This window comes from Pseudomarimonas arenosa, from assembly GCF_014841215.1.
Taxonomy (GTDB): domain Bacteria; phylum Pseudomonadota; class Gammaproteobacteria; order Xanthomonadales; family Xanthomonadaceae; genus Pseudomarimonas; species Pseudomarimonas arenosa.
The window spans coordinates 66,480-80,439 of record NZ_JACYTR010000011.1 but is presented as its reverse complement, the minus strand read 5'-3'; the positions used below and the strand labels follow the sequence as shown (position 1 = coordinate 80,439).

Genomic DNA, 13,960 nt, shown 5'->3' with positions numbered 1-13,960 from the left:
GGGGTAGGCTGATGGGGCGCTTGCGCATCCGGATTTTCCTCTTCGTTTTCGCACTATCAGTGGCCTTGCTGGTGGTGTCGCAGCAACTCGCGTGGCGCCAGGCCGATGAGCAGGCCGCCCAGTTGCAGGTGCAGCAGTTGCAGCATCGTGGACGCTGGCTGGTCGAGACACTGAGATTCCGCATTGAGAATCAGGTTGGACCGCAGCTCTGGCTACCCTGGCTGGCAGAGCATGGCGTCAACCATGACACCCTGCACCACCTGCTGCGCAGCGGCGCCTTCAGTCGGATCGAACAATTGACGCCAGAACCGTTGGCCGTCGGCGATTCTGAGGCGCCCGATCTTGCTGCGCTGGAGCCCCACGTGACCACCGGGCAGTGGTTTGCGATCTGGCAGGCGCAGCAGCTATGGCTAGTGCAGGATCACTTGTTGACAGCGGGCTCCGAGCCACGGCGACTGCGCTTCCTTCGCCGCATTGACCTCGGTGTTGAGTCCGCTGCGGGGGAGCCGCTGAGTGCGCTGTGGATCCGGCAGGATCAGCAGTGGCGTCCGTTGTGGTCACAGCACGAGGATCTCAGTGCAGACTCGATCAGGCGGCAATTGCAACAGATCGGCGGTGCCGAGAGTCTGTCCGAGCCCGTACTGACCGGCTCGGCCCGTTTCGCCTTCACGCCGTTCCAGCTCTTGCATCATGAGCTGGTGTGGGTGCAGCAGTCATGGATCAGCAGCGATGCCATGGCGGCAAGTCTGCGTGAGTGGCAGATGCTGGCGCTGGGATTGCTGGCCTTTCTGCTTTCAGTCGGCGGTGCCCTGTGGCTCGATCGCTCGATCAGTCGTCCGATGGCGGCCTTGGCGCGCTACATGCGCAGGGTGGGGGCAGGCGAAGAGCGCGTGGCGCCACCTTCCTTGCCGGTGCGCGGCGAATTGGCGGCGGTGGCGCGCGAGTTCGCCTTCATGCTGTCGACGCTGGCCAAACGTGAAGAATCGATTCGGCACCTGGCGTTTCATGACAGTCTCACCGGCCTGGCCAATCGGCACAGGTTCGCTGCCTTGTTGGCCGAACGCCTGGGCGATGCGCAGATTTCGCGCCTGTGCGTGGTGGTGATCGATCTGGCGCGTTTCCGCGAAATCAACGATACCTTGGGGCATGGCGCTGGCGACAACATCCTCAAGCAGGTTGCCGCCCGCCTGCTCGGCGTGGCCGCGCTACGGCAGCAGGTGGCGCGACTATCGGCCGACGAATTTGGCGTGCTGATCATCAATGTGCATCCGGCCGAGTTGATGCAGGGTCTCAGTCAGATCGCAGCCATCTTTGATGTGCCGTTTCAAGTCGACAAGGTTAGCCTCGAGGTTCGTGCATCTCTGGGTGCGGCCGTCTATCCTGAACATGGCGATTCACCGGGAATGTTGCTGCAACGATCGGAGATTGCGCTGTTTCAGGCCAAGCAGCAGAAGCAGCGGATCGTTGTGTACAGTCCCGAACAGGACGGCCACACCCTGCGTCGCTTGACCTTGATGGCCGAGTTGCGTGCCGCCATCGATCGCGATGAGCTCAGCTTGTACGTGCAGCCCAAGCTGGACATCGCTGGCTGGCGCATCGTCGGTGTCGAATGTCTGGTGCGCTGGCACCACCCGCAGTACGGCATGGTGCCGCCGGACGAGTTCATTCCGCTGGCTGAACAAACCGGCGCGATTCGTCAGCTCACCAACTGGATGCTGCGCAAGGGACTGGACTGGGCAAAGCGCTGGCGTGACGACGGACTGCAACTGAAAGTGGCGATCAACGTTTCCACCGTCGACTTGCTCGATCCATTGCTGGCCAAGCGCGTATCAGGCTGGATTCGTGAACGCGGCTTGCCGGCCGATGCGCTGCTGTTGGAAGTCACCGAATCGGCGGTGATGCAGGATGCCGAGGGCGCCCTGCCGATGCTGCGCGAGCTGCGCGACTTTGGGGTTGACCTTGCGGTGGATGACTTTGGCACGGGCTATTCATCGATGCTGCAGCTGAAGCGTCTTCCGGTCGGTGAACTGAAGATCGACAAGAGTTTCGTCATGGGTGTGCTGCGCTCGGCGGACGATGCCGTGATCGTCCGCAGTACCATTGATCTGGCCCACAACCTTGACCTGGTTGTGGTCGCAGAAGGTGTTGAGGACGACACCACGCTGGAGTGGTTGAAGCGCTTTGGATGCGATCTCGCCCAGGGTTATCTGCTCAGCAAGCCGATGCCGGCGGACCTGCTTAGCCTCTGGCTTGATCAAGCGCCGTATCTGTGCGCCGGCCGTGAGCATGTTGGCCTCGGGCACGGCCCAGTGGAGCTGTAGGGCGGACCCTGGCGCCCTGGCCCGCCATTGCCAAGAGCCGTAGGGCAGGTTTCAACCCGCCCCACACGCCCGCGAAACGGCTCGCATTGCCGCTGCGAGAGGCCGAGCGGAGGGTCAAGGCCCGCCCCGCCTGCTGGCAACGAGATGTTGCAGTCTTGCCCAGAAGGCGGGCCCGGGGCCCGCCATTCACACACTACCGCTTGCGGGTCGACTGCAAATAGCGGAAGTACTCCGAATCGGCATCCAGCATCAAGGTGGCGTTTTCGTCCAGGTTGCGGTAGCTCTCCAGGGTGCGCAGGAAGGCGTAGAACTCGGGGTCGGCACCGTAGGACTCGCCGTAAATCTTGGTGGCTTCGGCGTCGGCCTTGCCGCGGATTTCGGCGGCCTGGCGCTCGGCTTCGGAGCGGATGGTGCGCAGTTCGCGTTCCATGGCGCCCAGAATCTCGGAACTCTTGCCTTGTCCTTCGGCGCGGAAACGTTCGGCGATCGATTGCCGTTCGGAGATCATTCGAGTCTCGACCTGACGGCGCACGCTGTCGATGTAGTTGATCCGCCGAATGCGAACATCGACCAGCTCGATGCCAAGCTCGGGAGTCTGCTTGCCAGCGGCAGCGAGGATCTCCTGTTCCAACTTCTCGCGGCCCTTTTTCGGCTTGTCCAGATCCACATCGCCGGGCAGCACGGCCTCTTCTTCCAGCGCCTTGGCGTCGACCTGCCAGTCGCGCGAGCGGACGATTTCCTCCAAGTTGGTTCCGGAGACGATGTCGCGGGTCACCGAATCGATGATGTCGTTCATCCGATTGCGTGCCCCGAATTCATCCCGCACCGAGCGCAGGAATTTCAGAGGGTCGGTAATCTTCCAGCGCGCCGTGGTGTCGACCAGGACGAACTCGCGACCCAGGGTGGGAATCTGCGACACGTCGCCATCCCAGGCCAACAGGCGCTTGTCGAAGCGGCGCACTTCCTGGATGAAGGGCTTCTTCCAGTGCAGGCCGGGCTCGATCACCACTTCACCAATCGGTTCACCGAACTGCACGATGATGCCTTGCTCGGCCTGGTCGATCACGTAGGCGGAGTTGCTGATGCCAAGCAGCAGAATGACCGCGATCACGATGATTAAGGGCTTGGTCATTGTTGCTTCTCCTTGTTCGGTTGCGCATCACGCAGGCGCAGCAGTGGCAGTGGTGAGCCGCCGCCGCTTTCGACCACCACCACCGAGCCGACCTTGGGAATGACCTGGTCAATGGTTTCGAGGAACATGCGGGTGCGAGTGACCTCGGGGGCCTGGCGATACTCGGCAATAATGGAACGGAAGCGGGCGGTTTCGCCCAATGCGCCGTTCACCCGCTCGTTGGCATAACCTTCCGCTTCGGCGATGGTGCGAGCGGCCTCACCCTTGGCGCGCGGAATCACCTGATTGGCCTGCTTGGTGGCTTCATTGATCATTCGCTCGCGTTCCTGGCGTGCCTCGTTGACCTCATTGAAGGCCGGCTGCACCGCGGCCGGTGGTACCACGTCCTGCAGTTCCACCGTCACCACCTGGATGCCGGTGTCGTAGCGCTCCATCGCCTGTTGAATTTCATCGCGGGCAATATTGGAAATCTCGACGCGGGCCGTGGTCAGCACTTCCGAGCCCAGACGATTGCCGACCGCGCGGCGCATCACCGATTCGCTGATATCGCGCAGCGCCCGGATCGGTTCTCGCATGCCGTAAAGGAACTTCATCGGATCGGCAATGCGGAACTGCACCACCCACTCGACATCGACCATATTGAGATCGCCCGACAACATCAGCGATTCGTCCAGAAAGCCTTGAGTGTTGTATTGGGTGCGATCGCCCTCCAGGCCGGCGGTGCGGAAACCGAACTCCTGTTTCAGAACACGTTCCGTGGCGACGAATTCGACATCATCGATACCGAATGGCGCCTTGAAGTGCAGGCCAGGGTCGGCGATCTTGATCACTGCGCCGAATCGCTTCACTACAGCGCGCTCCTCCGGCTGCACGGTGTAGTACATGCTCAGCACCAGCCACAGGCCGACCACGCCCAGCACGATGACGGCCAAAAAGTAATACGACTTGGCGTCGCCCGCTGACGGCGGCTTGTTGCCGCGCCGTTTGCCAAACAGATCGGTGATCTGTATGCCCGAGTTGCTCATTGCATCTCCCCTTTAATTCAACCTACCAACCAAGATTGCGCCGTCCCCTTGACGCCGCGGTACACAGCCTGTGACCGATGCGGTCGCCTGCGACCTTGCCAAGCTGCATTCGAATGCGCAATGCGGCATTGCAACATTGGTCAGTGTACGCTTGCCGGATGACCCAGCCTATCCAAACCGATCGGATTCGCGCCCGTCTGCGCGATATCGAGTTGCCGGCCACCGACCAACCGCTGCGCAACGACGTCAATCGTCTGGGCGCACTGGTGGGCGAAATCATCGCCGAGCAGCATGGCAGCGAGTTCTTCGAGGAAGTTGAGCGCTTGCGACGCGCCGCGATCCTGCGTCGCGAGACCGATGCCGAGGCCAGCGAACTGGCCGCCGAGTTGGCCGGACTGCCGCTGGATCGTGCCGAGGCCCTGGTACGCGCCTTCGCCACCTGGTTCGGCGTGGTCAATCTGGCCGAGCGAGTGCACCGGATTCGGCGCCGACGTGATTACCAGAAGGCCGGTGCGGCAGCGCAGCCAGGCGGGCTGGAGGCAGTGTGTTCAACCCTGCGGGCAGAAGGGGTGGAAATAGACGAGTTCGAGCAATTGATCGGCCAGCTGCGCATCGAGCCGGTGTTCACCGCACACCCCACCGAAGCCGTACGCCGCGTGTTGCTGGAGAAGGAGCGCGATGTGGTCCGTTGTCTGGTCGAGGATCTTGATCAGCAGCAGACCCCGCGAGAACGTGCCCTGGGCTGGGCACGGATTCGTACCGCTCTCACCGCGTCCTGGCAGACCTCGGAAAGCGCGCCCGAGCGGCCCACGGTGTTGGATGAGCTGGAACACGTCGGTTTCTACCTCACCGAAGTTCTATACCGAATCATTCCCGCCTTCGTTCACACGCTGGCCGAGTCGACTGGGGTGTCGGTGGAGAAGATTCCAGCCGTGCTGCGCTTTGGCACCTGGGTGGGTGGCGACATGGATGGCAATCCGAATGTCGGGGCGCATACCATCCGTGCCGCCCTGGCGCGACAGCAGTTTCTGGTCTTGAGCGCCTACAAGCAGGATATTCGTCGGCTGTCGTCCTTGCTCAGCCAATCCGAAGGGCGTGTGGCGGTCTCCGACCGTGTGCATCAGTTGATTGCCGACTACGCGCTGCGCTTCCCGGATGTGGCTGCGCGGCTGAGTGCTCGGCATCGACTGATGCCCTATCGACAGCTGCTGCGTCTGATCAATGCCCGGCTGTCGGCCACGCGGCGTGATGAACGCAGTGGTTATGAACACCCGGATCAGCTGGTCGACGACCTGGAGGCCATCTTCGACAGTCTGGTCTGCCATCGCGGCGAGCATGCCGGCGCCTTCCAGGTGCGGCGACTGATCCAGTGTGTGCAGACCTTTGGTTTTCATCTCGCGACCCTGGATCTGCGCCAGGATTCGCGAGTGCATGATGAAGCGCTGGCCGCCTTGCTTGATGAGCCGCAGTGGCCCGAGCGGCCGGTGGCCGAGCGCTGCCAGGATCTGGTTGCCCTGCTGGTCGGCGAGAAATCGCCGCTGAAACCGAAGGCTGAGGCGGCGCGCTCGACCTTGGAGGTGTTTCGCACCCGACGTGAGATGCGCGAGCGCTTCGGCGAGCAGGCATTGGGGCCGATGATTGTCAGCATGAGTCGCAGCGCCGCCGATGCGCTGGCGGTACTGGCCTTGGCGCGCTGTGGCGGCGATGTCGATGGCCAGGGGCATAGTCCTATCGATGTCGCCCCCTTGTTCGAAACAGTGGACGATCTGCAAGCCGCGCCCGCCGTGCTGCGCGACCTGCTGACCCAGCCTGAGTACCGGGCGCATGTGGCGCGGCGTGGTGAGCGTCAGGTGGTGATGCTCGGCTACTCCGACAGCGCCAAGGATGCCGGTGTGCCGGCCTCGCGCTGGGCGATTCAACGCTGCCAGATCCTGCTCGGTCAGATAGCCAGCGAGTTCGGCGTCAAACTACGCTTCTTTCATGGACGTGGTGGTTCGGCCAGCCGCGGTGGCGGCAAGACCGAGCGGGCCATCATTGCCGCACCGCGCGGCTCGATCGACAGCCATTTCCGCCTCACCGAGCAGGGCGAGGTCATCCATCGCAAGTACGGTATCCGCGCCCTGGCATTGCGCAACCTGGAGCAGATGGCGGCGGCGGTGATGCGCGCCAGCCTGCGGCCGCGACCTCCGGAAGCTCGGGAGTCGGTCTGGCGTGAGCGCATGGATGCCTTTGCGGCCGAGGCCCGACGCGCTTATCGCAGCCTGGTGCACCACACGCCGGCGTTCATTCCTTATTTTCGCTCGGCCACGCCGATCGATGTGATTGAGCGGCTCAAACTCGGCTCGCGCCCGGCCAAGCGTGCCGCAGGCGGCCAAGGCGGGGTCGAGTCGCTGCGCGCGATTCCCTGGGTGTTCGCCTGGTCGCAGAACCGCTCGGGCTTAACTGCCTGGTACGGTGCCGGCACCGCGCTGGAGTGGGCAATCAGGGAATACGGTCGCGAAGCCATGGTCGAGATGATCGGCGACTGGCCGTTCTTCGCCACCTTCATCGACGATATCGAGATGGTCCTGGCCAAATGTGACATGGGCATCTTCGAGGAATACTCGAAACTGGCCGGTGAGCTGCACGGCGAACTGTTTCCGCGCATTCGCCAGGAGTTTCGTCGTACACGAAAAGCGATACTTGAGCTGCGCGGTGAAGATGATCTGTTGCAGAAGGATCGTCGACTTTGCCATTCGATTCGGTTACGCAATCCCTATGTCGACCCGATCAGCCTGCTACAGGTCGATCTGCTGCGTCGCTGGCGCGAGGCGGGTTGTGAGGAAGACGATCTGTTCCATGCCCTGGTCACCACCATCAATGGTATTTCGGCGGGAGTGCAGAATACGGGGTGATGGTAGGGATCGCATCCGGCCACGCCCCCGGGCTGGCCGATACCCAGCCACCCGATTCGCTCAGGCTTCGAACGTCTCAGAAAGCGCAGGACATAGGTGCTGAAGCGCTCGGCTAAGTGCGGCCGCTGCGTCGTCAGCCTGTCGCAGCGTGGCGAGGGTCACAGCGAGACGTCGAGCGTCGATCTGAACAGATGCGATTCGGTTCTGTCCACAGCGCCGGGCAGGGCTTTCGCTGACTCCCGGCCCGTTCGACAATAGAGACTATGCAGATAGTCTCCTTTCCTCCATGGCAATTGGGCGGCGCCGATGCGGCCGCCTTGATCCAACGGCAAGGCTTTGCCGTGCTGGACGCAGAGCAGCTGGCCACCTTACCCGAACAGCCGCAGGCCGCGGAATTGGCGCGGCTCGCGGCCAGCTGGCAGGCCTTGCCGCACGACCCTCATTTGCTGGACGGCGGTCGCTACCGCCAGCGTCGACATGCTTCGATCGTGCTCGATGAGCAGCTGAAGTCCTGGCAGGAGGCTCCACGGCGCGCGCATTGGCAGCCGATCGAGTACAACGCGCTGCATGGAGGCATCGAGCGGTGGTTCGAGCCGATTGAGCCGGCGCTACTGCAGACGCCGTCGTTGCAGCGACTGGTCAGCGGCTTGGCGCAGCTATTCAGTCGAATTTCGGATCTGGCGCAACGTTATGTGGAGTTGCATCAGTTTCGCATCACCACCGAAGGCGGCATCGGTCGTCCGACGCCAGAAGGCGCGCATCGCGATGGCGTGGATTTCGTGGTGGTGATCCTGGTTCAGCGCCACCAGGTCAAGGGCGGTGAAACCCGGGTGTTTGATGCGAGTGGCCCGGCAGGCCTGCGATTCACCATGCAGCAGCCTTGGAGTGCTCTACTGCTGGATGATCGTCGCGTCATCCACGAAACAACGCCACTGCAGCCACTGGCTGATGCGCCCGGCTGGCGCGACACCCTGGTGATCACCTTTCGCAGCGCTGGCTTTCTGCAGCCGCAGACCGAGTGACCGAAAGCGTTCGACTCGAAGCGGGCGTTCTGCGGCCTTGCGTTTACCGCCTCAGCGTTCAATCAGACGTTGCAGCTTCGCTGTCTCCTCGGCGCCGAGGTCGCCGTAAACGCGTGCCCCGGCGATGCGCATGACGTATTTCTCGGGTCGATTCTGCACGGCGGGAAGGGAATGTATGCAGGCAATGGTTTCGCGCAGCCGCGCCGGTAGCCGCCAGAGGGCTTGCAGGCGCTCGAGAAAGCTGTCGCTGAAACGCTGTAGGGCCTGTTCCAGCTCGGCGACGTCCAGCACACCGCCTCCGCGGTTGAGAAACTCCTGTGCTTGATAGACCACGCAGCTGTGGCCCATGCGATGCAGCAGGGCGGCGGTTTGACAGGGCGCCGAATCGATGCCGCTGGCCCGCGCCAATTCGACCGCCTGTTCGGCCACTCGCTCAGCCAGCTCAACCTGGCGTTCGGCCTGTGCCCGCAGTAAGGCGTCGTCGAGCTTAACGCCTTCCTTGAGCGCCAGGGCGGTTGCGACATTGACTGCGGTTCGCCAGCCCAGGCGCTGCAGGGCCTCGCCCAGGCTGCTGCACGGGCGGCCCTGGGTATTGAATGCGGAGCTGCTGGCCATGGCGATCAAGCGGGCGCTCAACACCGGGTCTCGCTCCCATTCGCGCTTGAGGTCCGCCAGGTCGGGGCCATCATCCTCTGCCAGCAGCTCGCTGCCGTGACGCACACCCTGCATCACCGGCAGCTCCAGCTCGCTGTCGTTGAGCTGCGCCAGGAAATCAACCAGCTTGTTCGGCGCCGCGGCAGTGTGGCCTGGCTCGCTTTGATCGGCGGCGGGGGCCAGCATGCTGCGCAAGCGGGCGACCACGGCCTCGGCTTGAAACGGCTTGGCAATGAAGGCGTCAACGCCCTGACTTCGCGCCGCCAGCACGCTGGCGCGGTCGGAGCGGCCAGTGATCATCACAATCGGCGTCTTCGAGCCGCGCTTGCGCATATAGCCAACCAGCGCAATGCCGGCGCGGCCCGGCAGATTCCAGTCGCACAGCACCAGATCGAAAATGCGCGATGAAAACGAACGTTCGGCCGAGTCGACGTCGCTGACCCAATCGACCTGGGCGCCCGGCGCGGCAGCCTCGATCAAGAGCTTCAGTAAGTCAGCCATCTGCGGGTCATCCTCTACCAACAGGATCTGGCTCATGCCCTTTGCCTACCTCGCTTCGCGTGGCCGGTGCAATGCCGACCGTTCAGAGAGATTCAGCATACTACGCAGGGATGGCTGGCCCGGATACTTCGCAAATGAGAATGAGCGGGCTTTCCCACGGTAATTCTTGCCGGCCCGGTCGCTGCAAACCTGGCAATGGCCGATTTGGTGGACTTTTTACCTACGCAAAGGGGCGTTGCACGCGCTACGATCACACGATGGGCTTTTCTGTTTCTTGTCATGGCCGCCCTGCGGCCGCGCTGTGGATTTGCATGTCAAATCAGCCGTCCCATGTCGAAAGGCGCCCGGCGCCGTGCAGCGTGATTGACGCTGCTGGACGCCAGAACCCGTCACAGCTGCTGCCGGCGTTTTCCGGCCGTCGTCAGGCGCGGCTGAGTCGGCGCGGAGGCGCCGCATGAATTCAGCGCGCGGCAGGAGCGCGGAATTGTCGGCAGATCTGGGCCAGGTTCGACTGCGACTGGATGGCCAGGAGAGTCGCTGGGCGATCGGCGACCTGGATGCCGAGTCGATTGAATTGCGTCCGCTTGAGGGCAATGGCAAGCAGGCCTTGCCGCCGGGAACGCGGGTAGAGTTGATCTTTCCGGCCACCGCGGTCGATCCCGCCTTTGCAACGCCGGCGTCGGTGGAGGAAAGCAGCGGCGGCAAGCTGCGCTTGTGCCTGAGTGCCTTGGACGATCAGCAGCTGCGCGCGATCCGCAATCGGGTGCACGGACGCGAAGGCGGAGTCCCCAGCGATGCCCGTGAGCGCACGCTCGAGCTAATTGAACGCCGTCTGCACGGGCCGGTTGCCGGCCGGCTGCGATTGCTGATCGACGAGGCCGAGAGCGAACTGCGCCCGGGTACCCAGACCGAGCTGCACTGGCGTGGTTCGCCATCGCGGCAGGCGCGACAGTACCTCGCTGAGATTGCCTCCGATCTGGTCGAGGCGTTCCTGGCTTATGCCCTGAAGCCCTGGCGTGGCAGTCAGGCCGATGCTCCGCCGCCGGCCGCCCGCCGCCCGGCATTGCGTCTGGTCGATGACGATGAGATGTCGGTCTGGCTGGCGCGTTCCGAGGCCCTGCGGGCCATCGAGCGGCAATCGCGTGGCGCCTGGTTCAAGCTCAAGCCGGCCTTGACCTTGCTGTTCGGTGAGTCGGCCGACAGCGACCTCGAGGCGTTGACCGGCGAGGCGCTGACCGATGCCTGGCTGCAGGCGATGAAGTCGCAGGACTGCGAAGTGGCGCTGCAGCAGATGCTGATCTACATGTTTGCGCGCCACGATGTGTTTGATCTGGCGGCATTCTATGTCGAGCTGCGCCAGGACCTGCAGCGCAACGGCCTGTTATTCGAGGCGCCGCAGCCGCGCGCCGTACTGCGATCTGCGCCAGTGCAGGCGCGCGGCCGCGTGAATGACGATAGCTCAGCCGAGGAAGCTGCGCCGACCGATCCGGGGACCGCCCGTCCTGGCGAGACGGTGGTGGCGGCCGCAGGCGGAAACTGGAGTCTGCCACCGACTGTCGGCGGTACCGCAGACGGCTGGGGACCAGTCGCCGCACCGGAGGCGATGAGTGTGGCCCGCCGGCTGTGGAATCTGGGCCCAATTCCCTCCGACCTGCCCCTGCAGGCGGCAGACGAGCAGCGCCCGGCGATCGAAGACCACGCCCTGCAGGACGCCATCCGGCAAGTGCTATCGCAGGCCGACGCCCAGCCGCAGGACTACGCCGACTTCATGCGCGCCGTGGCCGAGCATGCCCGCGGCGACAGCGAGCAGGATATCGCCACCACCGATCGCCAGACCGAGGCTCTGGCCCTGCTGGCGCGTTTGCAGTCCGCCCTGGCCGGCGACCAGATCGTGCCAGAGGGGTTTGATCGCTGGAGTCGGCCGCTGATCGCGCCGCTGTTCGGGGCGCAGATGCGTCCCGAAGGTCTGATCGAAACCGGCGACGGCGTGCGCAAACTGTTCGAGTTGATCGAATTCGGTAGCGTGCTGGTGGCCGAACGCAAGGATCAGGCCGGCCAGCAGATTCAGGAGGGTGTTGATCGCGTGGTGCAGCGCTTGGCCACCGCGCCGGCGATGGATGCCGGCTTGATCGATGGCGCTACCCGCGATCTGGACAAGCTGCTGCAGCGCCATCGCAAGGCGGCGGCAGCGATTGAGGATCGGGTGGTTGAGGCCTGCATCGGCCAGCAGCGCCTGATCGATGCGCGACGCGTGGTCGACGCCTCGCTCAACGCGGCCTTTCTCGGCATCGACGTGCCCTCGGCCTGGCTGCATCTGCTGGAGCAACGCCTGGCGCCGCTGATGGTCTTGACCGTGCTGCGTCAGGGGCCAGATTCGGCCGATTGGCAGACGGCTGAGACGCAGATGGACATGCTGGCGCAGGACTTTGTCGCCCTGCGCGAAGGCCGGGCGCTGAGCCGTGATGCTGACGAGCCGGTGGCCTGGGCACGGGCATTCCTGAATGAGAACCAGGCCGCGGCTGGCGCGGGCAATGACCCACTGCAGGGGTTGGCCGCCGCCCTGAACGGCGAGGATGTCGAATGGCACGCCTATCAGAGCGTGCTGGCGCATGTGCTGAACGAGCCCAAGTCGAAGCCCGGCGATTCGCGCCTCGACAACCTGTCGCAGCAGATTGATGTGTTGCAGCCCGGCGACTGGCTGACCTTCAAGTCAGCACAGGGCCGGCCGCGTGCCCTGAAGCTGGCCTGGCACGCGCCCGACCATGCCCGATTCGTATTCGTCAGCCAGCTTGGCCACAAGGCCGACGACATGGAGCGCGATCAGCTGCTGGAGGCGATGCGGGTCGGCGACGTCAAGGTTCTCGAAGACGGCCAGTCCAGCGTGATCGAGCGTGCCTGGCGGCGCATGATGGAGTCGATGCACGACCAGCTGGCCGCGCAGGCAACCCACGATACGCTTACCGGCTTGCTCAATCGCAAGGAGTTGGAGCGCCGCCTTGCGCTGTGGCTGCGCGGCAAACAGCGAGATCCCTTGCTCGTCTTGTGGATCGGTGTCGACCACATGCGACTGCTCAATGAATCGCGCGGGCTGGAAGCGGGCGACCATGTGCTGACCCAGATCGGCCGCATGCTCCAGGATGAGGTCGATGACTGTCTGGCCGAAGCCTGGGCTGCCCGGATCGCCGGCGATGAATTTGTACTGGCGCTACCCGAGGCCGATATCAGCAAGGCGGAGCAGCGCGCCAACCACGTGCTGAAGACACTGGAAGAAGGCGACTGGGTCTTCAACGGCCAGAGTCTGCAGGTCAGCGCCAGCATCGGCGTCTGCATCGCCGACCAGAATTGCTCGTCGACCGAGTCTCTGTTGCGCGACGCTGAACACGCCGCTCGCGCCGCCAAGGAGTCTGGCGGTGCGCGCGTCTATATGCACCATGTGGACGACTTCCGCCTGACCCAGATGCGCGAAACCTTTCAATGGGTGGGCAAGGTCGAGCAGTCGTTGGAGTCGCATACCCTGGTGCTGTTTGGACAGCGGGCCAAGGCCCTCAGTCCGCGAGCGCAGGAAGCGGGCGACTATCTCGAAGTGCTGCTGCGGATGCGCGATGGCGACAGCTATGCCTCGCCGGAAAGTTTTATCGTGGCGGCCGAACGCTATGGCCAGATCGCCGCCATTGATCGCTTCGTTCTGAACGATCTGGTGCGTTGTCTAAGATTGGCGAAACAGCAAGATAAGCTGCGCATCGCCTTCAATGTATCGGCACGCAATATCACCGACGCTGAGTTCGTAGATGAAATCGTTCGCGTGCTGGGTGAGCAGCCCTGGCCAATGCGCCAGCTTTGCGTGGAGCTGACCGAAACTGCGGCGATTCAGCAGTTGGCCGATGCCAGCCTGGCCATGCGTCGACTCAGTGCCAGCGGTCTATCGATGGTGCTCGACGACTTCGGTTCTGGCTGGTCGTCCTATCAATATTTGCGCCGTCTACCGTTCGACGTGGTCAAAGTGGACGGTGCCTTCATCCGCGAGATCGCGCGCAGCGAGGATGATCTGGCCCTGGCGCGGTCCATCAATGAAGTGGCCCATGTGCTGGGCAAGATGACCGTTGCCGAGCACGTCGAGAATGAAGAGATTCTGGCGCTGGTGAAAGAGATCGGCTTCGACTACGCACAGGGATACCTGGTCGGGAAGCCAGTGCCGCTGACCGAGTTGCTGCAGATTCCGCAGGATTGAGGCGGCCTCGCGCTGCACAGAGCGCTGGCTCCGAAGCGCTTGAATCCTGCGCTTGGTAGGACTACGGTGGGGGCCGGGAACGCAGACGCGACTGGACGTCATGCTGGACCTCCGGACTGAGGGTCGAGCGGCGGACCTGTCCGATTCGCGAGTCGAATCGGTCACCTTCGTTTTCGATGAGGA

The 13,960-nt window shown here is 63.5% G+C and carries 7 protein-coding genes; 4 read left to right on the top strand and 3 right to left on the bottom strand.

Features of this window, described 5'->3' with window-relative positions; all coding sequences use genetic code 11:
* Positions 1-11: 11 nt before the first annotated feature.
* Positions 12-2,321 carry a putative bifunctional diguanylate cyclase/phosphodiesterase gene (locus IFO71_RS08025; protein WP_192029033.1) on the top strand — a complete coding sequence of 770 codons (2,310 nt, stop codon included), beginning with the start codon at positions 12-14 and terminating at the stop codon, positions 2,319-2,321.
* Positions 2,322-2,514: 193 nt separating this feature from the next.
* Here IFO71_RS08025 and hflC read toward each other — a convergent pair whose 3' ends face one another.
* Together hflC and hflK are read right to left on the bottom strand one after the other, a co-directional pair.
* A complete protein-coding gene (gene hflC / locus IFO71_RS08020) occupies positions 2,515-3,453 on the bottom strand; it encodes a protease modulator HflC (RefSeq protein WP_192029032.1) in 939 nt (312 codons plus the stop codon).
* Positions 3,450-4,478, bottom strand: a complete 1,029-nt coding sequence (gene hflK, locus IFO71_RS08015) for an FtsH protease activity modulator HflK (RefSeq protein ID WP_192029031.1) — start codon at positions 4,476-4,478, stop codon at positions 3,450-3,452. The genes hflC and hflK overlap by 4 nt, the downstream gene beginning before the upstream one ends.
* A gap of 158 nt (positions 4,479-4,636) precedes the next feature.
* Between hflK and ppc the strand changes: the two genes are divergently transcribed.
* Positions 4,637-7,372: a phosphoenolpyruvate carboxylase gene (gene ppc / locus IFO71_RS08010; RefSeq protein WP_192029030.1), complete on the top strand. Its 2,736-nt coding sequence runs from the start codon at positions 4,637-4,639 to the stop codon at positions 7,370-7,372.
* A gap of 263 nt (positions 7,373-7,635) precedes the next feature.
* Positions 7,636-8,394 carry a 2OG-Fe dioxygenase family protein gene (locus tag IFO71_RS08005; RefSeq protein WP_192029029.1) on the top strand — a complete coding sequence of 253 codons (759 nt, stop codon included), beginning with the start codon at positions 7,636-7,638 and terminating at the stop codon, positions 8,392-8,394.
* A gap of 51 nt (positions 8,395-8,445) precedes the next feature.
* Here IFO71_RS08005 and IFO71_RS08000 read toward each other — a convergent pair whose 3' ends face one another.
* Positions 8,446-9,585, bottom strand: coding sequence for a response regulator (locus tag IFO71_RS08000; RefSeq protein ID WP_192029028.1), 1,140 nt, complete (start codon positions 9,583-9,585; stop codon positions 8,446-8,448).
* Positions 9,586-10,003: 418 nt separating this feature from the next.
* Here IFO71_RS08000 and IFO71_RS07995 point away from each other — a divergent pair, with 418 nt between their 5' ends.
* Positions 10,004-13,777, top strand: coding sequence for a DUF1631 family protein (locus IFO71_RS07995; protein WP_192029027.1), 3,774 nt, complete (start codon positions 10,004-10,006; stop codon positions 13,775-13,777).
* Positions 13,778-13,960 lie beyond the last annotated feature (183 nt).

Excerpts from the sequence above, each read along its gene's own strand:
- hflC (WP_192029032.1), bottom strand. The coding sequence starts at position 3,453 with ATGACCAAGCCCTTAATCATCGTGATCGCGGTCATTCTGCTGCTTGGC.
- IFO71_RS08025 (WP_192029033.1), top strand. The coding sequence starts at position 12 with ATGGGGCGCTTGCGCATCCGGATTTTCCTCTTCGTTTTCGCACTATCA.
- hflK (WP_192029031.1), bottom strand. The coding sequence starts at position 4,478 with ATGAGCAACTCGGGCATACAGATCACCGATCTGTTTGGCAAACGGCGC.
- IFO71_RS07995 (WP_192029027.1), top strand. The coding sequence starts at position 10,004 with ATGAATTCAGCGCGCGGCAGGAGCGCGGAATTGTCGGCAGATCTGGGC.
- IFO71_RS08000 (WP_192029028.1), bottom strand. The coding sequence starts at position 9,585 with ATGAGCCAGATCCTGTTGGTAGAGGATGACCCGCAGATGGCTGACTTA.
- ppc (WP_192029030.1), top strand. The coding sequence starts at position 4,637 with ATGACCCAGCCTATCCAAACCGATCGGATTCGCGCCCGTCTGCGCGAT.
- IFO71_RS08005 (WP_192029029.1), top strand. The coding sequence starts at position 7,636 with ATGCAGATAGTCTCCTTTCCTCCATGGCAATTGGGCGGCGCCGATGCG.